General features: G+C 55.3%; 18 protein-coding genes and 1 pseudogene. 9 read left to right on the top strand and 10 right to left on the bottom strand.

Annotated features, from left to right (window positions below; translation table 11 throughout):
• Positions 1-434 precede the first annotated feature (434 nt).
• From AC25MA_RS14135 to AC25MA_RS14110, 6 genes and pseudogenes are all read left to right on the top strand, one after another.
• On the top strand, positions 435-764 hold the full coding sequence (locus AC25MA_RS14135) for a hypothetical protein (protein ID WP_486972127.1): 330 nt from the start codon (positions 435-437) through the stop codon (positions 762-764).
• A gap of 71 nt (positions 765-835) precedes the next feature.
• A complete protein-coding gene (locus tag AC25MA_RS14130) occupies positions 836-1,804 on the top strand; it encodes a DUF932 domain-containing protein (RefSeq protein WP_486972126.1) in 969 nt (322 codons plus the stop codon).
• 76 nt (positions 1,805-1,880) lie between these two features.
• Positions 1,881-2,885, top strand: a complete 1,005-nt coding sequence (locus AC25MA_RS14125) for a YqaJ viral recombinase family nuclease (protein ID WP_486972125.1) — start codon at positions 1,881-1,883, stop codon at positions 2,883-2,885.
• Between the two features lie 77 nt (positions 2,886-2,962).
• Positions 2,963-3,877 carry a recombination directionality factor gene (locus AC25MA_RS14120; protein WP_486972124.1) on the top strand — a complete coding sequence of 305 codons (915 nt, stop codon included), beginning with the start codon at positions 2,963-2,965 and terminating at the stop codon, positions 3,875-3,877.
• A gap of 49 nt (positions 3,878-3,926) precedes the next feature.
• Entirely contained in the window at positions 3,927-4,424 is a 498-nt protein-coding gene (gene radC / locus AC25MA_RS14115) for a RadC family protein (RefSeq protein ID WP_486972123.1), read from the top strand.
• Positions 4,425-4,669: 245 nt separating this feature from the next.
• Positions 4,670-4,864 (top strand): annotated as a pseudogene (locus tag AC25MA_RS14110) (transposase domain-containing protein); the annotation flags it as partial.
• Between the two features lie 146 nt (positions 4,865-5,010).
• Here AC25MA_RS14110 and AC25MA_RS14105 read toward each other — a convergent pair.
• From AC25MA_RS14105 to AC25MA_RS14070, 8 genes are all read right to left on the bottom strand, one after another.
• A complete protein-coding gene (locus AC25MA_RS14105) occupies positions 5,011-7,143 on the bottom strand; it encodes a GmrSD restriction endonuclease domain-containing protein (protein WP_486972122.1) in 2,133 nt (710 codons plus the stop codon).
• Between the two features lie 137 nt (positions 7,144-7,280).
• On the bottom strand, positions 7,281-10,049 hold the full coding sequence (locus AC25MA_RS14100) for a DEAD/DEAH box helicase (protein ID WP_486972121.1): 2,769 nt from the start codon (positions 10,047-10,049) through the stop codon (positions 7,281-7,283).
• A gap of 52 nt (positions 10,050-10,101) precedes the next feature.
• Positions 10,102-11,781: a site-specific DNA-methyltransferase gene (locus AC25MA_RS14095; RefSeq protein ID WP_486972120.1), complete on the bottom strand. Its 1,680-nt coding sequence runs from the start codon at positions 11,779-11,781 to the stop codon at positions 10,102-10,104.
• A gap of 15 nt (positions 11,782-11,796) precedes the next feature.
• Entirely contained in the window at positions 11,797-12,531 is a 735-nt protein-coding gene (locus AC25MA_RS14090) for a hypothetical protein (RefSeq protein ID WP_486972119.1), read from the bottom strand.
• 121 nt (positions 12,532-12,652) lie between these two features.
• Positions 12,653-15,535 carry an SNF2-related protein gene (locus AC25MA_RS14085; protein ID WP_486972118.1) on the bottom strand — a complete coding sequence of 961 codons (2,883 nt, stop codon included), beginning with the start codon at positions 15,533-15,535 and terminating at the stop codon, positions 12,653-12,655.
• A 39-nt stretch (positions 15,536-15,574) separates the two neighbouring features.
• Positions 15,575-15,715, bottom strand: coding sequence for a hypothetical protein (locus tag AC25MA_RS14080; RefSeq protein ID WP_486972117.1), 141 nt, complete (start codon positions 15,713-15,715; stop codon positions 15,575-15,577).
• Between the two features lie 533 nt (positions 15,716-16,248).
• Positions 16,249-16,917, bottom strand: a complete 669-nt coding sequence (locus tag AC25MA_RS14075) for an inovirus Gp2 family protein (RefSeq protein ID WP_486972116.1) — start codon at positions 16,915-16,917, stop codon at positions 16,249-16,251.
• A 483-nt stretch (positions 16,918-17,400) separates the two neighbouring features.
• The gene (locus tag AC25MA_RS14070; protein ID WP_486972115.1) at positions 17,401-17,583 is read right to left on the bottom strand and encodes an AlpA family transcriptional regulator; all 183 of its coding nucleotides are present in this window, start codon (positions 17,581-17,583) and stop codon (positions 17,401-17,403) included.
• Positions 17,584-18,088: 505 nt separating this feature from the next.
• Here AC25MA_RS14070 and AC25MA_RS14065 point away from each other — a divergent pair.
• Positions 18,089-18,937 carry a hypothetical protein gene (locus AC25MA_RS14065; protein WP_486972114.1) on the top strand — a complete coding sequence of 283 codons (849 nt, stop codon included), beginning with the start codon at positions 18,089-18,091 and terminating at the stop codon, positions 18,935-18,937.
• Positions 18,938-19,953: 1,016 nt separating this feature from the next.
• Here AC25MA_RS14065 and AC25MA_RS14060 read toward each other — a convergent pair.
• The gene (locus AC25MA_RS14060) at positions 19,954-20,913 is read right to left on the bottom strand and encodes an AraC family transcriptional regulator ligand-binding domain-containing protein (protein ID WP_486972113.1); all 960 of its coding nucleotides are present in this window, start codon (positions 20,911-20,913) and stop codon (positions 19,954-19,956) included.
• Positions 20,914-20,981: 68 nt separating this feature from the next.
• Here AC25MA_RS14060 and AC25MA_RS14055 point away from each other — a divergent pair, with 68 nt between their 5' ends.
• Positions 20,982-21,833 carry a sterol desaturase family protein gene (locus AC25MA_RS14055; protein WP_486972112.1) on the top strand — a complete coding sequence of 284 codons (852 nt, stop codon included), beginning with the start codon at positions 20,982-20,984 and terminating at the stop codon, positions 21,831-21,833.
• Positions 21,830-22,426, top strand: a complete 597-nt coding sequence (locus tag AC25MA_RS14050; protein WP_213884184.1) for an NADPH-dependent FMN reductase — start codon at positions 21,830-21,832, stop codon at positions 22,424-22,426. The genes AC25MA_RS14055 and AC25MA_RS14050 overlap by 4 nt, the downstream gene beginning before the upstream one ends.
• A gap of 50 nt (positions 22,427-22,476) precedes the next feature.
• Here the strand turns inward: AC25MA_RS14050 and AC25MA_RS14045 are convergent, their stop codons facing one another.
• Positions 22,477-23,226 carry a class I SAM-dependent methyltransferase gene (locus tag AC25MA_RS14045; protein ID WP_062363805.1) on the bottom strand — a complete coding sequence of 250 codons (750 nt, stop codon included), beginning with the start codon at positions 23,224-23,226 and terminating at the stop codon, positions 22,477-22,479.
• Between the last annotated feature and the right edge of the window lie 286 nt (positions 23,227-23,512).

Raw genomic sequence — 23,512 nt, 5'->3', positions numbered from 1 at the left:
CAGCGTCAACAGGTTTGACCAACAAGCGTTGTAACCATGATCGACAGAGAACGACCAAAAGCGGACTGTTCCGCACTGGCTTAGAAGGCGTTCATTGAGGGTGAAGGTATCTACGAAACTAGAGGCGATTCAGTCACACGTTACGAGGCTGGGAGCCTCTTATCAGCAGCCCGCAGGTCGAGAAGGGGCCACTCATCAAAATGAGGTCGCTCGGGACAAGAATCAACCAAATGCATGGAGTTGAATTGCCCCTGGCGGGTTTCGTAAATACCTAGCCCTGGATGCGCCAAGCAGTTACGACGAATCAAAAATCAGATCCAAAGATATTTCAGACCTATATCACCTCTGTGAATGCCCCACTGTATCGACTGCTACTGGGGATTTAGCGTGCCAGCTTCTACCTCGGCACGCTCATCACTTGAGAGGATCTGAGCATGTATATCCCTTGCCCAAGCTGTAACTCGGGACGCGTCATCACTAAAAATATCGGTAAACAAGCAGGTGGTTTGATTGGTGCAGCAGGTGGTGCCGCCAGTGGCGCCGCTGGTGCCCTATCAGGCGCTGAAGCCGGCGCGGTACTGGGGGTAGTTGGCGGGCCGGTAGGTATTGCTATCGGCAGCATCGCTGGGGCGATTTTGGGTGGTCTGTTTGGCGGAGTGGCAGGCGGGATAGCCGGTGCCACGCTGGGTGAGCAGATCGATGACAAGGTGCTTCACAACTACCAGTGCCAGGAGTGCGGTTACAGCTTCAGCGTCAACCACTAAGCCGTCGTTAACACGCGCCGGCGGTTGATGAATCGACGCTCATTCCAACTCATTCGCAAGGAATCGTTCCTATGGCTCATCTCATTGAAACCATGGCCTACGCCGGCACTACTCCCTGGCACGGTCTGGGCAATCAACTCCCCCGTAAACAGTCTATCGAGATCTGGCAACGTGAAGCCGGCATGGACTGGCAGATTTTGGAAAGCCCAGTGCACTTCAAGTCGGACGCGGTCGGCCACCTAGGCGCCATCCACTCCTTCCCTGAGCAGAAGGTGCTCTACCGCTCGGACACCAAGGCTCCTCTGTCGGTGGTCTCGCAGCGCTATCACACCGTGCAGCCGCGAGAGGTGCTGGAGTTCTACCGCGATCTCACCGAAGTCTCCGGCTACGAGTTGGAAACAGCTGGCGTGCTCAAGGGCGGGCGCAAGTTCTGGGCACTGGCGCGTACCGGGCAAAGTGCAGAGATGAAGGGCAACGACCAGGTCCACGGTTATCTACTGCTCGCCACCTCCTGTGACGGCACCCTGGCCACCACAGCAACGCCAACCACCGTGCGCGTAGTGTGCAACAACACCCTGACCATCGCCTTGGATGGCAGCAGCCTCGCCATAAAAGTGCCGCATAACACTCGCTTTGACCCGCAGACGGTGAAGAGGCAATTGGGCATCGCCGTCTCTGGCTGGGACGAGTTTATGTACCGCATGAGGGTGTTGGCTGAACGTAAGGTGCAGTGGCACGAGGCCCTGGGCTTCTTCATGAACGTGCTGTGCGAAACCAATCCAACCGCCAAATTACCGGAAGTACTGCCCAACGAACGTGCGCTACGCAAAGTCCAGGAGTTATACGAGGGCCGTGGTCGCGGCAGCCAGCTGGACTCGGCACGCGGCACCGCCTGGGGCCTGCTGAATGCTGTGACCGAGTATGTCGACCACGAGCGCCGTGCCCGTAGTAACGAGCACCGCCTGGACTCGGCATGGTTCGGTCAGGGGGCGCAGATCAAGCAACGCGCCCTGGATGCCGCCCTGCAACTCGCGGCCTAACCCTCACTCACAGCAATCCTCGCGCCCGGTCAGCCTTGTGCTGATCGGGCGTTTTTTATGCCAGCAGGGGAATACGATGAAGGCAACCTCATTGAATAGTAGCACCCGTAAGAAACGCCCTGCCCTGCGCCTGGTCAGCACCAAGGAGCTGCCGCGCGAGGACTGGTTACAGATCCGCAAGCAAGGCATCGGCAGTGCGGACGCCGCCGCTGCGGTGGGTCTGAATCCCTACAAGTCGCAGTTGGAGCTGTGGCTAGAAAAGACCGGTCGAGATGCTGGGCTACCGAAGGCCGATCCTCACGATGAGGAAAGCCCGCTGTACTGGGGCAATGTGCTGGAGCCCATCGTGGCCTGGCACTACAGCAAGCGCAACCAGCACAAGGTTCGGCGGATCAACGCGGTGCTGCAGCATCCCGATCCGGCCCTGCCCTGGATGCTCGCCAATATCGACCGCGAGGTGATCGGCGCGCCAGAGGTACAGATCCTCGAATGCAAAACGGCCGGCATAAACGGGACACGCCTCTGGAAAGAGGGCGTGCCCGAATATGTGCAATTACAAGTTATGCACCAGCTCGCCGTCACCGGCAAGCAGGCCGCTGATGTGGCGGTCCTGCTCGGTGGCCAGCACCTGGAAATCCATCGCATCGAACGCGACGAGGCGCTGATTGCTCGGCTGATTGACCTGGAACGGCTGTTCTGGGATTACGTCGTCAGTGATACCCCACCACCGGCCGATGGCACAGCGTCTGCGGAAGCGGCACTGCGCTGCCTCTACCCCGAGGATAACGGACAGACCCTGGACTTCAGCCAGCACACGGAACTTACCAGCACCTTCCTGGAACTCAAGTCTGTTCGTCAGAGCATTGCCCAGCAGGAAACACGTGAGGCACAGCTCAAGCAGGTTCTGCAGCAGGCCATGGGGGAAGCCACCCGTGCAGAGTTTGCCGAGGGCTACATCAGCTGGAAGAAGTCCAAGGACAGCATTGCTCTGGATGTCGAACAGATGCTTAAAGACAAGCCTTACCTGCAGGCTCGCTACCCCAAGGCCAAAGCAGGTACCCGTCGCTTCCTGATCGCCTGAAACAACCTGCTCGCCCTAGCCACCCGGACCGCTCACGTCCCGGTGGCTTTTTTATTTTCAGATCAAGGATAACCGCCATGCTCAAAGGTTTAGCCATTACCCCGCCGGTACTCGGGCGCATTTCCATTGGCAAGGTAGTCGAGAAAAACGGCAAGCGTCTGCCGGAGAAGGACGATCAGTTCACCATCACGTCGCAAGTCCAGAGCCGTGAAGGTTGGCTGCTGCATCCACTCAACGAAGAACTGCGCAGCGGCCAGGATGGCAAGCTGCGCAAAATTCCAATCCGCCTGTTGTTCAACGAACCAGATCTCAACTTTCGCGCGGACTACAGCCTGTTCGACCCTACTACCGGCAGGCCGTTGTGCGTCGGCAACGGTGAAACATGCAAGCGTTTGACCAAGGATGGCATCCAATCGCTGCTCTGCCCTTCACCCGATGGCTGCCCTCTGGCCCAAGGCAATGCCTGCAAGCCTTACGGTCGGCTGAACGTGGTGATTGGTGATGACGACCCACTGGGCAGTTTTGTCTTCCGCACCACTGGATTCAATAGCATCCGCACCCTGGCTGCGCGCCTGCATTACCTGCAAGCCATCTCTTGCAATCGCCTGGCCTGCCTGCCATTGGAGCTGCGTTTGCGTGGCAAATCCACCCGTCAGAGCCACGGCACGCCGATCTTCTACGTCGATATCACGGTGCGCAGTGGACTGAGTTTAGAAGATGCCCTATTGGCCGCCAAGCAACTGGAAGAAACCCGGCAAGCCTCGGGCTTTGACCAGAGCGCCTTGGATCACGCAGCCCGGCAGTGTTTTAACAATGGCGCTTTTGAAGACGGCGAGGAGGACAGCGGCGCCATTGTCGCGGAGTTCTTTCCCGCTGCTGAAAACTCATCCAGCGACTCAGAGCCCCAATCGGCAGCGCCTTTAAAGCCCTCACTGGCACAGAAGCTGGAGGCTCAAGCTATTGAGCAAAGCACTAGGACTTCTGTTCAGTAACGCTTTTCTTAACCTCCCCAGCCTGCCCTATTCTTACAGGAGTACCGTCATGAAATATCACAAGCTCAAAGCCGGTGAAGCGAGGGGCACTTACGTCATGGAATCACCAGTCACCGAAGCCGACATCCTGCAGATGGCGCAGCAACTGGCCATGAGTCGTCTGTCTAAAGGCCGGGCAGTGACTGAGCCGAAGCTGGTCTTCAGTCACCTGCAAACACTACTGCAGTACCACGAGTATGAAGTCTTTGCCCTACTGCTGCTCGATTCCAAACATCGGGTCATAGGCTTTAGAGAACTTTTCAGAGGTACTCTGGATGGGGCTAGCGTGTACCCACGAGAAGTGGTCAAGATCGCCTTGGAGCACAACGCTGCGGCCATTATTATTGTGCACAATCACCCCTCCGGCGACCCAGAACCCAGCCAAGCCGATCGCACCCTGACCATCACTCTCAAGAACGCTCTGGACATGGTCGGCACCCGCATATTGGACCATGTGGTGGTGGGCCATGAAGGTTGCGTATCCTTGGCCGAACGAGGTTTTTTGTAAACAGATGGCTCACGACCTCCGCGATGACCTTTGATTGTACTCAAAGGTCATCGCGGGATGACTGCTGACTGGGTAATTTGTTTTTTCGTTTTATCCGGAAAACTTACGGAGGACACCAGCGGGCTGGATCATGGTCGTGGCCGGTGGTGATACGGGCCATCTGATGTTTGCAGTGAAATCGGGAGTTCTGAAAGACAACCCAACGGCTCACCCACTGCCAAAGACCTCGATTACAGATTGAAACGCTGGGACGCTCAAACTGGTTGTTTGCCGGATCCCTGCGCAGTGGTAAGCGGGCTGCGGCGATCACGAGCCTGATCCAATCGGCGCGCACGAACGGGCATGATCCGTATTATCTCAAGGATGTCCTGACGCGACTGCCGACGCAGCGGGAGAGTGAAATCGGGCAACTGCTACCACATCAGTGGATGCCGGCCTGACTTACGCAAGGTGAGTTGGGCGGACACTTACGAATGGGTCACCTGCCGCGCTGATGAAATTCAGGCATTCAATACGCAGGTCAGTGTAGGTGAACAATTTCCCTACGAGCAGTGCCTGCGGAAACCGCAGGCACTGCACTCGGACACTAGATGTCTCCCATCTGCCGATCAAATGACTGGCGGATCAAACCCATCACATAGGGCAGTTCATCGTGGCTAGTGAACACGACTTCGACGTCACCATTCCCCCAACGTCCGAGGTTCGTGACATCTCGACACAGCCCCTTGGGATCATCAATTTCATGGAATGGCATGTTGAGCGACAGTCGCAGTCGCTTGGCCTGCGGCACCATATCGACAAAATTGGTTTCTGCCTTGTATGCGATATACAGCTTAAGCACGTCCTCCTTGACGCATGGGTCAAGCTCCAAAACTGCAGCACGAAGACTTTCGAAAAGATCACGCACGGGACCGGATGACAAATACGGGTGATCATCAATGCTGTACTGGTTGCCAGTCGATTGGCTCGCTGGGCGATATGCATCGAGAATGTCCGCAGCCAGCCGTGGAGAATCCCAGACCTTCTCAGCTTCCTTGGCCAGACGCTCTGCCCGGTGCTTGATTGCCGCCTCATCCCATTTTTTCACATTGCCAAGCCCCTGATTCAGTCTGAGAGGACTGTGTGCGAACCCTATGGGGTGTCCATCCTTGTCGGTAACCTGGTCGCGCTTGAACCCAAACGGATGATCGCGATACTCGCTGTTGTAACCCGTCAAGGTCAGGTTGCCGAGCGTATGCAGCCATGTCTCCTGGACAACCTTCCAGTCCTCGCCAAGTTCAGCCTTCCAGTTCGGAGAAAGCTCGGGATTCTGCGGAAGAATGTGCTCGATGGTGTAGTCCTCAACGGCGACACGCTCTTTTCTTCCATGATTTTCAAGACGACGCAACCAGTAACTGCGGCTACGGAAGTTGTAGAGGTCTCGCTGTTTGAGCTCGCGCTGAAACTCTTCATCACTAGGGAAGCGGCGGTACGAAGGCAGCAGCATGAAGCTGGCCTGCACACTTTCCAGATAGCGGTCTTTCTTCAGGGTGCGCGAGAGACCTGCGAATGTCTTGTTCAGAGAGTTTGTCGGGATGGCACAGACTGCTCGGCGAAATACATAGCCTTCCACCAAACGTATGACCTGGCACAACTCGTCGGCACTCAGGGTGTTTGTCTTGTAGTCATGATAAGCATCCAGCAGGAACGGGTATGAAACATCGACCTTCAGTTCACGAAGATCATGGAGTGCCTGCTTGAGCTGAGGGTGGCTTTCCGCACCAAGCGCAATGGCGCAGTAATATGTTGCATAGGCATGAATATCAGCAACCAGCGAAGAAACATTGTTTTTCAGGTTGCGGGCATAGTTCTTGAATGCGACGTAGACTTCGCGGACATTCGGAATATCGCCCATCTTGGTCGTCAGGTAATGCCGTATGAAGGCATCAAAGTGCTGGGTATAAGCCGCTTGGCCGAAGGCTTTTTCCATGGGGCGCCAATAGCTTTTATACAGCTCCGTCTGCAACGCAGGCTCCAGCCCCATGAGAATGTAGTTGCGGATCAGATCCGCCTGACTGAGTTCCAGGCCGGTGGAGTTCATGCTTTCGAAAATCAGCTGCGGATTATCCTGGCCACGATCAAGGGAGACGTCGACGATTACCAGCTTCGCGAGCCCTTCACAGATCGCAACCAGTTCGGAACTATTCTGGCTCAGCAGGGACTGGAAAAGCTGAAAGTTCTCCTGGATACGTGTACTGCGCTCAGCAGGCATTGGCGCCTGCTTGAGGATTGCCAGCAGCGATTCCTTGTCGGTTTCCGAAAGAATCAGCTTGAAGTGACGGTCACCGTCCTCATCCGGGTTGAGCAGATAGTAATTGCGCAGCTTCCTGGCCGAGAACGTCACCAGCAACTCATCAAGCGCCGCCAACTGATCAGCAGGAAGACTTTCGATATGACCGGATAACGCAGCGATCAGCAAAGTACAGGTTGTCAGGCGCTGCTGCCCATCGATGACCAACAATGCTTCCGGACTGGTGACCGACGACAGGGCGCGCTCGATATACACAATGGAGCCGATAAAATGAGCATTGACGGACTTCTCACGTCCGGCACGCTGGATGTCCGACCAAAGCTGACGGCACTGTTCTTCTGTCCAGGAGTAATTGCGCTGGTAAATCGGGATGACAAACTGCGGTGACTTGCGTAGAAACTTGAGCAGATTGGCTTCGGTCGCTTTCACTTCGTTCCCTCGGATATGCCGTTGCGACCGGCTTTCATCGTCAAAGTCCGCGCCGCGTAAAGAAAACCCCATACTCCAGGCGCAGAAAGCACCTGAAGCACTGAGTCATTTGGGCCTGATGCTCAGCCCTCCGTCTTTCAGCTCACCAACGATACCGCAACCGTCACCTCAAACCGCAGATAGTCCATCAGCCGCTTCGCCTCGGTCACTTCGCTGTGCGGGATCAGCAGGTACTTCCAAGGCTTGCCGCCAACACTCTGCGCGTAGTCGGAGGCGTGCTTAGTCCACTGCGCAGCAGCAGCGGCCTTGGCCTGAACTTCCTGGGTTTCCAGGTCGTTGGCAGCCTTGGTTTCGGCGAGGAGAATGCATCTGTCCATCTCCACCACAAAGTCCGGCACATACTCCGGCTGCTCGGCACCGAGCTTGTAGAAGATCTGAAACTGTCCCTTGGCTGGCTTGAGCCACTTCAGCGCATCGCGTTCGAGGATCACGGCAAAGCGTCGCTCAGTGTCCGAATCGAACTTCTGCAGCGGATACAGGCAACGCGTGAAACCGCCAAACAGCATCTGCTTAATCCGACTAGTCTCGGTGACAGTCTCTCGCACGCTGTGTACCGGTTGATTGGCGGCGACCGTGTAGTTGCAGGGTTTGAGCTCAGTAAAGCCGCGACTGACTTTGACCTCATAGTCGCTGGCCTCTTCCCAGAAATGCTTGAGCATTTCCGCATGAATCAGGCGGGCCAGATCTGCTCCGTGGGTATCGAGGATCTCATGCAGCTCACTTTCGGAGTAGTTCTGCTTCTTGTAATGAGCCAATGCTTGCCCTGCCAGGTCGTACAGCAGCTCGGCTTGGGTGAAGTAGTCCACGTCATCGAAGTCGATCAGCTTCTTGACGATGTAGTCCTCCAGACGCTTCTCGCGGATGCCGCTCTGCCCGCTCAGGGTGAACTGCTGATTGGTCCTCAGCGTCTGACCAACGATCTCACGCTGACCCGGCTGGTAGTTGGGCAGGCTGCCCAGGGTGAACTGACGATAGCCGGTGGTCACCTCACCAGTCGGCACCACCGTGATGCGCGGAATATCGATGGTCTGCTGCACCACAACTTCCGTCGTCTTGGCCACAACATCGGCTAGATCGAGCTCCGGCACGTTGACGTCCTGACCTTCCAGCAGCGAGCCTTGCTGAGGTTTGAGGCGCTCGGCGACTTCGGCCTTGATCTGCGCCTGTACTTCCTTCTTCAGCAGATCCTTGCTGCTCGATACCAAGTCACGCCGGGCTTCGTACTGACCGATGATCTCTATCACCACACGGGCAGCCTGCTTTTCGGCATCGGAGGCAAAAATCGGCGCAGGCGCCTGCGTATCGGTGTCCGCACCGGCGTTGCCTATCTCGTCTGGCTTGGCCTCATGCCCGACAGCCGGCAACCCTGCGCTTTCGCTCAGACCGAGTAACACACTCACGCCGGACTGCACCTGCACACTGGTCTTATTGTCATCCGCCTTGGGTGCATCGAGGATCACCTGTTTAAGGCGGATCGGCGAGTCTACTCGGTTGGCCTCGTCGATAATTTCCTGAAACTTGTCGTGGGCAACGATGTTCAAGCGGTCCACGATCTCCACCCCAGTGCGCTTGCCATAGGGCAGACGAAGGCCACGGCCGATGGACTGTTCGATCAGGGTGCGTGCCTTGGCAGCTCGAAGCGGGACGATGGTGTAGAGGTTGGTGACATCCCAGCCTTCCTTGAGCATATTGACGTGGATGACGATCTCGGTCGGCTCGTCCACGCTTTCTACCGCCAGCAGACGAGTGATCATTTCTTCTTCGTCCTTGCCACTCTTGCTGGAGTCGACCTGGATGACCTTGCCGCGATAACGCCCCTCGAAGAAGACATCCGACTCCAGTAACGCCAGCAGTTGCCCTGCGTGCGTAGTGTCGCGGGCGATCACCAGCATGAAGGGCTTTACCACCCTAGCGTCGTTTTCCCGAGCATAGGTCAACAGCTCAGCCTTGGTCGCCTCATGTAGACGCACGCCGTCTTCCAACTTGACCAGCTCTACTTTCTCCGGTGCATGCTGTTTGACATCAAAATTGCGCTGGGTGACGACGGCCGGTTCCTTGACTAAGCCGTCTTCGATAGCACGGGCCAGCGGATAGTCCATCACCACGTTCTTGAACGGTACTGGCCCTTTGCTCGACTCCGTGAAGGGCGTGGCCGTCACTTCCAGGCCGAACAACGGCTTGAGCTCGTTGATCGCCCGCATCCCAGCCTGAGCACGATAGCGGTGCGATTCGTCCATCAGCAGCACTAGATCGTCTAGGCCGGCCAGATGGTTGAAGTAGCTATCGCCCAGCACTTCGCGCATCCGCTTGATACGCGGTTCCTTACCGCCGCGCACCTCGGAACTGATCTTAGCGATGTTGAAGATGTTGATACGAATCTCGCCGAAAAGCTCGCCACCAGTGATGTTCTGTTGGTCGTAGTTGTCGCCGGTAATGACTCGCGGTGCGTTGATCGAGAACTCACCGATGCCCTTGAACACGTACTTGGGCGTGTTTGGGGTGAAATCCCCAATCAGTTTGTTGTAGATCGTCAGGTTCGGCGCGAGCACAAAGAAGTTGTTGATCTGATGCCTCAGATGCAGATAGGCAATGAAGGCGCCCATCAATCGAGTCTTGCCCACGCCGGTGGCCAACGCAAAGCACATCGACGGGAAATCGCGCTCGAAGTCCTCCAAGGTCGGGAACTGCGCCTTGAGGGTATCGAGGATGGCAGATACATTCTGCTGATGTTCCAGCATTTCCGGCGCTGCGCCCAGCGCTTCTGCCAGCCTGGCTAGCGAGTCGGCCTGCGGCGCGCGCAGCGAGAGGCGCCCGGCTACGTGATGTTGAATACGCGAACTGCTCATACTGTCTTCCTTAATTCCTTGTAGCCTGCAGGCTTTCCGCGACTTTCTGGCATCACGCCTCATTTTCACCAAACAGCGCTGCTTGTGCTGGTTCAGCAGCCTTGCTCTTCCTGCCATTTTTCACTGGCTCGGGCGCGGCAACAGGCTGCTCGGCCAGCGGCAGATTAGCGATGTTCAGGCTGTAGTCATCGTGCCCCCACTCGCAGCGCGACAGTACCATCTTAGGGATCTTCTTCAGCGTTAGGTTCGGCCAGCGCGCTTCGGCCTGTGCGGCAGTTACGCCATGGAAGGCCGCACAGCAGACCAGCAAGCTCTGCTCGGGACCAATCTCATCAGCCAGCACTTGCAGTTGATCAGTAGAAAGATTCTGGGTGGTAACGTAGATGAAATCACGCTCACTGGAATGACCGTGTTGCCACCAGTGCGCTTCAGAGGGCTCATAGGTGAAACCTTCAAGTTTGGCCAGTGCCTCGGCCAGCATGGCGGCGTTGTACTCCGGATTAATCACCGGGTTGCCCCAACGATCGTCGACAATCAGCGAGGGAGCAAGCTTGTAATATCGGAACCCCCCCCCGCCCTGCCAGTTGGTAGCCTTGCTTATACCACCCAAATCAGTCCCATCGATAACCTTCTGCAGGCGTGGAATGATGTGAGTGTGGCAATGCTTCCCCAGCTCGATCATGATCCAGCGGCGCCGCATTTTGTGGGCCACAGCGCCCGTAGTTCCCGAACCGGCAAAAGAATCTAGCACAAGGTCGCCAGGCTGGGTTGCTAGAGCAAGGACGCGCTCGAGCAGTCTCTCCGGTTTTGGCGTATCAAATAAGTTCTCACCAAATAGCGAGCGCATTTCCTTCTTGGATTCGTCATTATGCCCAACTTCGTCGTATGTCCAAATCGTTGTGCTTGGGATGGTATCAGTAACCTCTGATAGGAACCGCTTATATGCAGGACGGGCATCGCCATCTACCCCAAACCAAATACGGTTATCGGCGATCAACTCCGCAAACTTTTCCTTCGTGTAACGCCAGCTTGTTCCAGACGGCGGATAAACCTCACGACCAGATGGTAACTTAACCGGGAAAATTGCATAGTCTCTGGCCTCGTTGCGCAAAACGTCGCTCGCCTTCCAAGGACCTCTTGGATCGCCGTCACGATTTGTATATCTACCAGTTTGCTTCTCAGTTTTCGAAAGACGACCCAGCCTAAATTTTGCTAAGTCCTTTGCAAACACCAAAACAAAATCATGAGAAGCCGAGAAATATTTCGAGTCAGACTTTGGAGCGTATTTTTTTTGCCAAATAACTGTGGAAACAAAATTACTGCGACCAAAAACCTCATCACAAAGAATTTTTAAGTAGTGGCCTTCATTGTCATCAATGGTAATCCAAAGCGACCCATCATCCGAGAGCAGCTTCTTGATAAGCTCAAGCCGATCACGCATTAAGCCCAACCAAATCGAATGCTCCAACCCGTCTTCATAATGAGTGAACGCACTACCTGTGTTATATGGCGGATCGATAAACACACACTTAACTTGCCCCGAGAACTCTTGCTCTAGAGATTTTAGCGCGAGAAGGTTATCCCCAAAAATCAGGCGATTATCAAAAACGTCAGCATCGCTAAAACGCTCCGCCGCATGATACGACATGCTTTGATCTTCAAGGAGAATCCGGGGCTCAAGCTTTGGCCTCCGCTCTTTTCCAACCCATGTAAGTTCGAGTTTTTTGCTCATCTACACACCTAATCTCTAACGACCTAGGACTGCTTTCAACATTCTGATGCAATCACTGGCCTGGCAAACTGGCGATATCGCTCTATATGACGCACCGTCCTGGTCTTTCCTGTCAACCCCTTTAGCTTCAAGGAGCTGTCGGCTTGCTCCACCAACAACATAGGCTGTAACAGCGCCAGCCTCTACCTGCTCTTCGAAAACATTGAGAGCCAGATCGTTGTTGGTTGATACGTCCTTGGGCCGAAGGTAATAAACAACCTGAAAATACCAATCCCTTGGAGGCTCAACCGGCTTATTTGCTGAAGTATACCACCCGTAAACCGATAACTTCTCAATTATTTTTTCAACAGGAGCAAGCTTATAGCAAAAGGAAGATCTAACCTCGATGGTTTCCACTTCCCCCGTCTTCAGATTTACAAGCTCTAAATCATAAGGATCAGGATTCTTAAAACCATCGACTCTATTTTTATCATACTCACGAACAGAGAGTAATTCAGCAAGCCCCCAATGATTTATGCACTCTTCAATCATAGTTAGCACCGCCGAATCAGCGAGCTTTCCGGCAATTATTCTATTCCTGATAACCTCTGGGGACCTACGAATACCACCAGGATTGTGTGCATTAATAAACTGAACCTTCGCATCAGCAATGGCAAGCGCAGAGTCGATATCCTTGTCACTGAAGCTAGCCTCTACCACAGAATGATTACCAATTCCATGGCACGGCCACTTTGTCGATTTAATTATCATATCGGCCCTTATAGCTGCGATGCGCTACGACAAATATTCGATAAAGTACTTGCAGGGATACGCATCAGTCCCTACTCCGTCACAAAGCATACGGACGCATGCATAAAAAAATAAAAAATCATCACATAAGCATCCATTCAACGGTATACAACTCTTTCTCATTTACGCGCTGCTGTAGCTGCAATTCCAGCTGATCAATCAGGGCACTGCGTTCCTCCTCGATCACATCCTGGCGGGCATAAAGCTCACGGCGCAGCTTGCTGCGCTTTACTTCCAACTCGCGCTGTTGCTTTTGGTAAGCGAGCTTTTCTGCCAGCGCCGAAGCAGTTACAGCAACTCGACGTAACTCCTTGATTTCACCATCAATCGTCTTGATTTCCTGCTCCAGCCCTAGCTTGAGATCGTCGGCCCAGGCATCGAGCTTGGCGACTTCCTGTTCGAAGTAACCCATGTTGCGCTGGTTGATCTCGCCCAGCAGCTGCTTCTCGCGCTGCTCTAGATCCCCCTGCAGGGCCGCCCCGGCTGCGATCAACTCACCTGGCTCAAGGCGTGCCGGCAGGCGCAGCAGCTTTTCCGGATCATCCTCGGGCAGCGCCTGCCCGTCAGCCATGACGGCGGAAACCACCAGATGCTGCTCCAAATTGCCCAGCGCCTCGACGGAAAACAGTTTCAGCGTCAGCCAGCCACGCTGACCACGCAATGGCTCCAGAGTACTAATTCGTGTGCCATAGGCGGCATAGTCGAATACCAGCCTGACTGCGGGCTGTTGATCGAGCGGACGACTCTTAGCCTGGTCGATCACCCAGGCAGCTAGCGGGTGACCGAGAAGGTACAGATGCGACTCACCGGCACGACGCGGCAATTCATAACGCCCCAAGGAAATGCTGGAACCACTGCCGGCCGGCAGCCTGTGGAGCACGAAGCTGTCACCTTCAAAGTGGGCGTAGTCGTCAAGTTCGGCGCGAGTGAGGTCGAGCAGCAGGCGTTCGAAACGGTTGCGAGTGGAGTTGCTATCTTCGGCACGGATGCGCAGCTTGTCCTGTACCTCTTCGTCGAAGTTTTCCAGCAGCACCTGACGGGTCTTGAGCATCGCTTCGCTGATTTCCCCAGAAAGTTGCAACTGTAACTGCTCGAAGCTGCGGCGGATTTCCTCTGGGTCTCGGCAGTGCTGATAAATGTCAGCAATCCGGCGTTCGAAGTCGACACCGGAACCGATGGAGCCAAGCACCTCGTCGCTTGCGCCGAAAACGCCCTCGAACAGCTGAAATTTTTCGGCCAGCAGTTCGTAGACCCGTGCATCCGCCTCGTTGCTGCGGTCGACGAAGTTCACCACCACCACGTCATGCTTCTGGCCGTACCGGTGGCTGCGTCCGATACGCTGCTCTATGCGCTGTGGGTTCCAGGGCAGATCGTAGTTGATCACCAACGAGCAAAACTGCAGGTTGATGCCTTCAGCCCCCGCCTCGGTGGCAATCATGATGGTGCCGCGCTCCTTGAAGTGCTCGACAAGTGCGGCACGAGTATCGGCAGTCTTGGAGCCGGTGATTCGATCACTGCCAGCATGGCGCTGCAGCCAGTCCTTATAAATGCGCTGAGCCGTGACATCCGTATTGGTGCCATTAAACAGCACGATGCTATCGCCATAAGCTGAATCGGCCAGCAGCGACAGAAGGTAGTCCTGGGTGCGCCGCGACTCGGTGAAGACGATAGCCTTGCGAGCAGCTCCAAGGCGGTCGAGTTCGGCAAAGGCACGCTCTAGTGCGACCAGCAGCGCCTTGCCCTTAGAGTTCTCGCGGATGCTGGTGGCAAGACTCTTGAAATGCTGCAGCTCAGCGATTTCAGCCGCGATGGCATCCCGCTCACTAGCCGAAAGGGCCACTGCCTGATCGTTATCCAGCTCTTTTTCGCTCTCGTCGGCCAGCTCATCGAGGCCTTCGTAGTCTTCGTCCAGCGTGTGCGTAAGGTCGATGACTTCAGCCGCTTTGTCGAGATTACCTTGCAGACGCCTGGCCATGGTATCCAGCGCACCGGCGATCGCGTGAGTCGAAGACGCCAACAGCTTCCAGAGCACCAGAGAAATCAGTTGCCGCTGACCTTCGGGTAGGGCGTTGAGGTTCGGGCGGCGCAGGTAATCGGCCACCAAACCAGATAGCTCGCGTTCCTCCTCACTGGGGGCGAACTCCTGAACAATCGCCCGCCTTGCTGTGTAGGGAACGTACTGCTGCACTTGACGACGTAGAGTACGCTTGCAGACGCTGCCCAGGCGCTGCCGTAAACCGCCAAAGGCCTGCGCCCTGTCGGTATTGACGAACTGGGCGCGAAAGCTGTCAACATCACCGAAAACCCGGTCATCGATCATACTCACCAGCCCGTACAGTTCAAGCAACGAGTTCTGCAGTGGAGTTGCAGTCAGTAGCACCTTGGAATGCACATGGGCTAATGCATCCTTCAGTGTCTTCCCAATTACATTGTTGCTCTTGTAGACGTTACGCAGACGGTGCGCTTCATCCAGCACCACCAGATCCCAGGCAATGGCCTTGACGTCCTTCGCCTTGGCTTTGGCGAACTGATAAGAGCAGAGCACTGGGCCGTTGGCGAACACAAAAGGGTTTCCGACGCCTTGCTTGCGAAGCGCGTTGTAGTTCTTGGCTTCCAGAATCAGACCCTGCAGATTGAACTTGTCCTGCAACTCTTGGTGCCACTGCTTGCGCAGGTTGGCAGGAGCGATGATCAGGATGCGCCGACGGCGCTCGGCCCAGCGCTGAGAGATGACCAGCCCAGCCTCGATCGTCTTACCCAGGCCCACCTCGTCAGCCAGGATTACCCCACGTGAGAGGGGATTGCGACAAGCAAAAAGCGCAGCATCGACCTGATGGGGATTGAGATCTATCTGCGAATCGACCAGCGTCGAAGCAAGCGACTCGACCGAATCGCCAGCCGCTCGTCGGGTGAGAAGCCATGCATAGTACTGACATTGATGCTCAGTAAGACGGACTGAAGCCATGTTATTCCTTCAAACAGAACTCAAATGACGCGGATCATCTCACGAATTCCTGATCATATCTTCGTTGGCGAGCTTGGCTTCGAACCGGACACTGGGCATGAAGCGCTGGCAAGAACTCACTAGACGCTCGGCGATCTGCAGCGAACTCAGCCGACCGAAGTCGCGCATCAGCGCAGCCATGTCCGCCTGTGGGTTGCTACCCTGAACTTGAACACGCGCAAGTGGGAACGATTGGCCTAGGAACATGGGGGTCAGCTCGACGCTTATGCCCAAGCAATTGAAACGGCATCAGGTCGCCCAATGATAGCGGCATGGCTCTTTCTGCCGGTGGCGGCCGGAGCGATTCAGGTTTTTTGCCGTCTGTGTGACTCCACATCCGAGTTCACGACTAATCACGGCGGTCGAGATAAGCCCGACCGCTGACATTCGGGACGAGCCGAGCAATCGCTTCAGATGACCTAGAAACCATGCGCTATGGCGATCCAAGGCCCGCCAGCTTGTTCATCCATAACCGGCTGGCTGTCCTCACATCACACAATGCGCACACTAACAATGGGCATCCGCTTTCATTGGCTCAGGGACCATGGCCGTGAGAAGAACAAACAACACCGGATCGAACGCCAGCATTGTGATGGCCAGCTTAGTCAGGGCTGGCCAGTACCCGACAGCCAATACCTCATATGAAGGGGAGGCCAACAGATCGCTACCATAGCTTACCCCCGGCTGCATCCGAAGCCATGAGCGCCCTCCCCATAACGCTTTGTCGCAGCTTTGCAAAGGTAGCTGGCTCGATGAAACAGCTCAGGTAACTGATCCACGTTACCCGGCCGCACTTCCCGATCTACTCGGTATTCTGCATTAGACGGGATATGTACCAAGCCCCTCACTTGCTCAACCTCGCACCTCAACGCACTCGCCCAAGCCTCCTGCATGCGGCTAATCATATTAGGCCTATGTGGCTGCAACCGCCCGACCGTGTAGTAGGCATCCCTGTTGAGCAGGATCAGCAGGTGATAATGCTGTCGTCCTCCCTCGCTCCTCTCTCTCGCCCAGACGTAACGCACTCTGCAGTCATGGGCGTACTTGTTTTGCTCACGCGCCTTATCACGGTTGTGCTCAATTTTGGCTTTGAACGACTCGATGAACCTACTGATCACACGATTTGACAAAATATCATCCGGAAAACCCATCCGACGCGAAAGACGCAGGTCCACCCTGAATGCGATCACCCTAGGGTACTGATCAAATGTGAGGTTGATGGTACGCCATAGTGTTTGTAGGTACTCATGTATGAATGGTCCTTTTTCCACCATTACCGGAAGCCCTTGAAAAGTATCCGCTGTATGCAGATGAAGGTTACGATTCTCTGAGAAACGAAGCATGATTACCATCTACTTTACTGATCACATATCCTCAGCCAGCTCAATAGTAATTTACAGATTTAAGATAGCTAATTTTGCTAAGCCTCAACCACTCACACACATCAACACCATAGACGCTCACCCATATCAAACTACAACTTACTAAGACGCTAATCAGACAACCAGCATAGGTAGCCCTTTAAGGGGGAACCTAGGCTTTTTGCCTAGCGGCTAGTTACCAATCTAATACTACACAAATAATAGATAAAGATTAAACAAGCCAACAACACAAACATTAAAGCATACTACCCACACCGAAAAAACCAGCAATAGAAACTCAAGATAAAGATGAAGCATTACTGCTCAATTCCAAGGAAGCCAAGACAATCAAAGGTCCGACAGAAAAAGCATTATGTCCGGGGGCGGACCGGACATAATGCTTTCACTTTAGGAAAATTAGCAAACAATAAGCAGGCCAGATGCCAAAGACAAGGCCATCAAGACCTACTGATTGCGCTCATCAATACGATCCAGGATCCATTCCCTAACCTCACTTTCCAGCCACCCAACACTCCGCCCTCCCAAGGGTATCGGCTTCGGAAACCAGTTATCGGAAACATATTTGTAAACCGTCGAGCGTCCAAGGCCTGTCATTTCCATTACCTGCTGCAGTCGAATCACTTTCATGATGAGCTCCTAATTTTACTCATCAGATCTGGCTTCCAGGTAATCCTTTACTTGGCTATCAGTCCATCAAAGAAAGCAGAGGGCAACCCTCAACCTGTACTCTACAACCTCGACCATGCACTCACACAGCAGAAATACCCAATTAACACTTCACCTAAGCTAAGGGAGTTATGTACCCGAAGAATGACGGAGCACTCGAGCCTCACGCGCCTCTTTTGCAGTTCCGCCCTTCCACCGCTCCTCCTTCACCCCGCCCCCACAGCCCATGCCATTTGCATAAAGGCGGCATCGACAGCCTTGCATTACCTTCAGAGACAGAAACACCTCTTACACCGAGCTTTACCTCATGAAAGCCCCATGTATACTGAAGCCTGAGCCGCTTTCATCCTCTAGGAAAGCTCTCGGATTACGCTAGAAAACAGCTGTAGATCCACTATTTTTCATCTAAGGATCCACTAGAGATCTAAAGTGAGCCGTCCACCAGCCACCAGGAAGAACCACTGACATGTCAGTCCGCCGCAACGACAAACTTCAGAAAACATTTAACAATTTTAATGTCGACAGCCGATTCGCAACCTGGCTATGGCTTCTTATGAAGCACAACTACCCAGCTATAGCTCTAGGTGAATTTCGAGGTCCAGACATGCGCAATCTGATGGCGGACATCATCACTAACCAACCAGGACTAAAACAAATAATCGAAAACAAAAATAGAACCGACTTCTTACCCGAGCAGAGCCTTCAGTGGATAACAAACAGCAAAAGACAGAATCATTTCCTGTTCAAAAAGCTTATCGAAAAAAACGGGACCCACTACACAGACGCCCCCGACTACCTAACCGGCAGAGATCTAACCATTGCAGCAATTGACACATGGCAAACAGACATAACAAAAAAATCAGAAACCATCAATCAAATAAGATCCGAATGGAAAGCCCATACAGAATCAGACCACTTATTTAAATGGTTCGACGACGCAGACCTGAAGGAAAAACTGAATACGGCATGGGAAATAACCAAAGACAAATACTCATTCCTGGTCTTCCATCAAGAAAAACCTCAAGAAAAAGATGACTTTATCATTCTACTTGACTCTATACTTACAACCACGCCAGAAAAAATATTGCTCATGAGCTCCATCAAGAAACGATGGAGCCAGAATAAATATCGCGCTAAAAATACGGGCAAAAAGCAGTACAACTTTATCCTATCCGACAAGACCATCAAGCGCCTTGACAAGCTAGCCGACAAACATGACTTAAAGCGAACTCAAGTCCTGGATATTCTTTTAAAAATGGAGGAAGAGAAAGGAATTTACATCCAAGAAAGACTGAAACAACTGATCGACAGCTAAACACTGCAGAGGCAGCATGACCTATTCATGCCCCATCCAAAATACCCTGCCGAAGCGTTCTAATTTCTAGCAAGGCTGTCAGAAACTCACTGAACAGCCTCACGAGAGCAATAGAATCACAAACTCTATCGATTAACCCAGAATAGATCCAGCACTTTCATTCACCATAACTTTCGCATCAATTTCATCACCCCATGCCTGCGTCATCTAACGTCGTTCTTCCATATATTCAGCTCGATTACAACTTGCACGAACTTTGTTTCTCTCAGCATGCGTCAACTGACGCTTGATTACGTCTGCGCGATTTCCCATTTCGCTCTACATGATCGTGGCTGTCGCACAAAAGCCATTAGCTGGAACACCTATGCTGTCTTTACCATTGAAGCCCATGGGCTCAAGCTCAGGCTCAGCGTTGTGGCGATCATGCATTCGTTCGACTTGCGATGGCATCGGAAAAAGCAGTCAACGCCCCCTGTGTGGGTGCTCAGTTCACGCCACAACTCGGCCAGCGGCCTGAACTGGGGGACGATGTGCGGCTCTCGCATCTCATACGCTCAGCCGGAACTCGTCATTCCGCCCGCTCCAAATCGAATTCGCGCCGCTCCAGCTTGCTGAGCTCTACGTTGCGAACAAAGGTTAGCAGTATCAGAAGCAGCTCGATCACCACAATCCTGTAGCCAGCCGCTCGGTCTGTCTGTTGTGTGACGGATGGACACCGTGGAGAATCAGTGGCCTGGTCTTTTCCCGCTCATTACGCGCATCAGCCAGTCCGATCTCCAGGTATGTGGTAATGGAACTGTATAGCAATAGCACCCCGTCAGGACGCCCCCAAGGTACCAAGCAAACCCTATCGGCATTCCAAATGGCATTCCAGCAGAAAAAATAAACCGATATAGTATTTTAAAATCAACAACTTGCGCCACCAGTTCAGATTACCCCGGCCCACCAAATCCTAAAAAGAAGACGCCCAATGGGCGCTTTTTGTACCTGCAATTCGGCGCCTCAATGGCCAGTTCCTACAGCGACCGCCAGCGCTTGCGCGCATGAACATAAGCCGCCAGGTCACTGTAGCCAAGCTGTGCAGCAATCTGCGCTCGGCTATCCCCCTGCATCTCCAGGTACTGCTCAAGCTCCGCACGGACCCGATCGAGCAGCACACGAAAACTGGTCCCCTCATCCTCCAGCCGCCGACGCAAGGTACGTGCACTCTGGTGAAGGTCCTGTGCCTGCGCCTCCAGGGTAAGTGATTGGCCCGTGATGAGGCCCTGGCGAATACCCTGGGCTACCCGGGCCGACCAGCCACTAAGCTGGGACTGCTGCGCCAACCGGCGCTCCAGCTCCTGGCTCACCACCTCCATCATCCCGGCATGCTGGGTCAGCAATGGCATCTCCAGCTGGACTCGATTGAAGTACAAGCGGTTGTACCCGCAGTCGAACTGGATATCTTCACCAAACCACTCTCGGTACTCCGGGTAGTACGCCGGCCGACGGTGAGCGAAGCACGCCCGCTGCGGCACGACCACCGCGCCCATCCCCACGCCCATCACGCTGAGGGACATCACGCTGTAGTGCTCAACCATATAGCGCACCAGGGTGGCTGGCGCATCGATACGCAACTCCACCCCGAGGCAATCACCCTCCTCGACCAGCGCCAGGGTATCCATGTCCGATGCCAGCCGTGCATAGCGCGCCCAGAAGCGGATGGCCTCAGCCAGCGTGGCGCTGTACAGGCAGCCCTGGGCCAGCACATGCCAATCCTGGCGACTGAAGTGCGAGAACAGGTGCAAGCCGATTGCCGGATCATGGTTGGCCGCCCTGGCCCAAAGCTGCTCCAGCGCAAGCATGCTGTAGTTGCTGCGCGCCTTCAGCGAATGCGTCTGAAGGTAGCGCTCCAGCACTCGCCCGAGCGGGCCGCGGTGGAATCGCTCGGGCGATGGGTTGGCCCGTTCTCGGGTGATTCTGTCCGTTTCGCGCATATCGTCTGACGGCTTCGTGAATTCTTATGGGTGGGCACCGCCTTGATCGGCACCCACCGGAGAATGCCATGAGCACAACAATAACAAACAGCCCGATACCAATTATTCTCGCCATTCTGATCGGCTTCATCCTCCTCGAAATCACCTGCGCCTGCTTCCTTCAGCCTCGCGGCAAACGTCGGGACGCGATCATCGAGATCGTCGGCAGCGCCCTGCTGATGGCGGTCACCCTGCCGTTGGTCACGTTCCTCAGCAACAGCCTGCTGGAACACTTCACGCCGCAACTGAAGGGCAGCCTCGCCGGCCTGCACTGGGTGCTTGGGCTCGTCCTGTTCCTGGTGCTGGACGACATGACCCAGTACTGGTGGCATCGCCTCAGCCACAAGGTGCCCCTGCTCTACTCGCTGCACCGCGCACACCATTCAGCGCCCTACATGAGCATCCGCATCGTCTATCGCAACAACAGCTTCTATTACCTGCTGATGCCCGGCCTGTGGTTCAGCGGGGCCCTGATCTACCTGGGGTTGGCGCCTGTGTACTTCGGCTACCTGATCGTCAAGATGCTGGTCATCTTCGGCGCCCACAGCAGCGTGCCCTGGGATGACAAGCTTTACCGCATACGTGCACTGCGGCCGGTGATGTGGCTGCTGGAACGGACCATTTCCACCCCCGCGACCCACTCGGCGCATCACGGCCTGAGCGCCGATGACGGGGTGACGCATTACAAGGGCAACTTCGGCAACCTGCTGTTCTTCTGGGACGTGCTGTTTGGCACGGCAAAGATCACCCGCCGCCGCCCGCAGCATTACGGTATCGAAGGCATGCGCCCGGTCAGCTGGCAGGAGGAGCTGTTCTGGCCGCTGATGCGTGGCAAATCGACCAGCATGGCGACGGAATCGGACCAGGAGTTGGCCAAATGAGCCTGAATATCGTACTCGTGGCCGGCTCCAGCCAGCCGGACAGCCAGTCGGCGAAGGTGGGCGCCTTTCTCGCCCAACGCCTACAGGCATTGCAACTCAGCGAGCGGCCGAGGGTGATCGATCTAGGGCTTGCGCCGCTGCCGTTGTGGCCTGCCAAGGATGAACATGGGATCTGGGCGGAGTATGCAGCCCTGCTGCGTGAAGCCGATGCCCTGGTGGTGCTGACCCCGGAATGGCACGGCATGGCCAGCCCGGCGCTGAAGAACCTGTTCGTCTACGCCGGCTACCGCGAGTTGGGGCACAAGCCGGCGCTGCTGGTCGGGGTGTCCTCTGGCCAGGGCGGGAGCTACCCGCTGTCTGAACTGCGTGCATCCAGCTACAAGAACTGCCGCATCTGCTATCTGCCCGAGCAGTTGATCGTGCGCCAGGTGGATGACGTGATGAATGGCCCGCAAAGCGCAAGCACGCAAGACCTGCGCATCCGTCGCCGGGCCGACTGGGCGCTTCAGGTGCTGGGCGAATATGCCAGGGCGCTCAGGGGGATGAATGCGCGGGTCGAAATGGAGGATCCGGAATTCGCCAACGGGATGTGAGGGGTGATGGCCGCTATCGATCGATAGCGGCTGCCTCGGCCTGCCCCCGCTTAACGCCTCGCCTCAATGAGATGACGGGTCGAATGCGCGATAAAAGGCTCGCCATGGCGCATCTGGCTATCCAGGGCCAGCAGCTCAGCGCGGTACTTGTGTACAGAGAAGTCCGGCACCCACCATACACATTTGCGAAGGATCCATACGACTGCGCCTACATCATGGAACAGCATGCGGCAGCGGGCTGTGCGCAGGTCGGTCACCGTCAGCCCGGCTGCCTGTGCTGCTGCCACTTCGTCCTGCGGATCGCGCATTTTCCGTTCCTGGGGCAATGGCCCCAGGAAATGTTCGATCAGCTCGAAAGCTGAGGCTGGGCCTACGTGCTGGGCGAAGTAATGCCCGCCTGGTCGGAGGACGCGATGGATCTCGGACCAGTCCGGTTGCACAGGGTGGCGTGAGGTGACTAGCTCGAACGAGGCGTCGGCAAATGGGAGCGTGGTTCCGGGGGCCACCTGCACGACTTCAACGCCGCGCGGCCCCAGGCGCTCGTGTGCCTTGCGGGCGTTGGGTGGCCAGGCTTCTGTCGCGCACATGAGAGGCGGGAAGCGCGGCGTCTCATCCAGTACCTCACCGCCGCCAGTGTCGAGATCCAGCGCCGTGCAGACCCTACCCAGACGCTGTGCAAGGAGCTGGGCATAGCCCCAAGGCGGACGCTGCTCAGAGGCGCGTCCTGCCAGCCAGTCGAAGCCCCAGCCAGTCACATCCGCTGCGTTGGCTTCGGCTACCAGGTCGTCAAAGGGTTTCATTCGATGGTCCAGGTTAATGCTTGTGGTCGGGCCAGTATAAGTCGTGTAGGAGCGGCCTTGTGTCGCGAAAGGGGCGCGCAGCGGCCCCAGGGTCTTGAGTATGTCTCAGGACTGTCGGGGCTGCTGCGCAGCCCTTTCGCGACGCAAGACCGCTCCCACAGGGGCGCCGGTATGGCGTTGATGTTGGAACGCGGAAAAGACAAAACCCCTACCTGCTCGCGCAGATAGGGGTTTTGCGAAATGAATCTTGACGATGACCTACTCTCACATGGGGAAGCCCCACACT

It is taken from the genome of Pseudomonas sp. P65(2024), from assembly GCF_057480955.1.
Note: the sequence above shows the minus strand (reverse complement) of the source record. Positions and strands in the feature narration are given on the sequence as shown.

What these genes read in the sequence shown, in the direction of transcription:
- AC25MA_RS14055 (WP_486972112.1), top strand. Translation starts at nt 20,982, where the DNA reads ATGAGCACAACAATAACAAACAGCCCGATACCAATTATTCTCGCCATT.
- AC25MA_RS14045 (WP_062363805.1), bottom strand. Translation starts at nt 23,226, where the DNA reads ATGAAACCCTTTGACGACCTGGTAGCCGAAGCCAACGCAGCGGATGTG.
- AC25MA_RS14065 (WP_486972114.1), top strand. Translation starts at nt 18,089, where the DNA reads ATGTCAGTCCGCCGCAACGACAAACTTCAGAAAACATTTAACAATTTT.
- AC25MA_RS14060 (WP_486972113.1), bottom strand. Translation starts at nt 20,913, where the DNA reads ATGCGCGAAACGGACAGAATCACCCGAGAACGGGCCAACCCATCGCCC.
- radC (WP_486972123.1), top strand. Translation starts at nt 3,927, where the DNA reads ATGAAATATCACAAGCTCAAAGCCGGTGAAGCGAGGGGCACTTACGTC.
- AC25MA_RS14100 (WP_486972121.1), bottom strand. Translation starts at nt 10,049, where the DNA reads ATGAGCAGTTCGCGTATTCAACATCACGTAGCCGGGCGCCTCTCGCTG.
- AC25MA_RS14070 (WP_486972115.1), bottom strand. Translation starts at nt 17,583, where the DNA reads ATGAAAGTGATTCGACTGCAGCAGGTAATGGAAATGACAGGCCTTGGA.
- AC25MA_RS14080 (WP_486972117.1), bottom strand. Translation starts at nt 15,715, where the DNA reads ATGGCTGCGCTGATGCGCGACTTCGGTCGGCTGAGTTCGCTGCAGATC.
- AC25MA_RS14135 (WP_486972127.1), top strand. Translation starts at nt 435, where the DNA reads ATGTATATCCCTTGCCCAAGCTGTAACTCGGGACGCGTCATCACTAAA.
- AC25MA_RS14075 (WP_486972116.1), bottom strand. Translation starts at nt 16,917, where the DNA reads ATGCTTCGTTTCTCAGAGAATCGTAACCTTCATCTGCATACAGCGGAT.
- AC25MA_RS14095 (WP_486972120.1), bottom strand. Translation starts at nt 11,781, where the DNA reads ATGAGCAAAAAACTCGAACTTACATGGGTTGGAAAAGAGCGGAGGCCA.
- AC25MA_RS14085 (WP_486972118.1), bottom strand. Translation starts at nt 15,535, where the DNA reads ATGGCTTCAGTCCGTCTTACTGAGCATCAATGTCAGTACTATGCATGG.
- AC25MA_RS14050 (WP_213884184.1), top strand. Translation starts at nt 21,830, where the DNA reads ATGAGCCTGAATATCGTACTCGTGGCCGGCTCCAGCCAGCCGGACAGC.
- AC25MA_RS14120 (WP_486972124.1), top strand. Translation starts at nt 2,963, where the DNA reads ATGCTCAAAGGTTTAGCCATTACCCCGCCGGTACTCGGGCGCATTTCC.
- AC25MA_RS14090 (WP_486972119.1), bottom strand. Translation starts at nt 12,531, where the DNA reads ATGATAATTAAATCGACAAAGTGGCCGTGCCATGGAATTGGTAATCAT.
- AC25MA_RS14125 (WP_486972125.1), top strand. Translation starts at nt 1,881, where the DNA reads ATGAAGGCAACCTCATTGAATAGTAGCACCCGTAAGAAACGCCCTGCC.
- AC25MA_RS14130 (WP_486972126.1), top strand. Translation starts at nt 836, where the DNA reads ATGGCTCATCTCATTGAAACCATGGCCTACGCCGGCACTACTCCCTGG.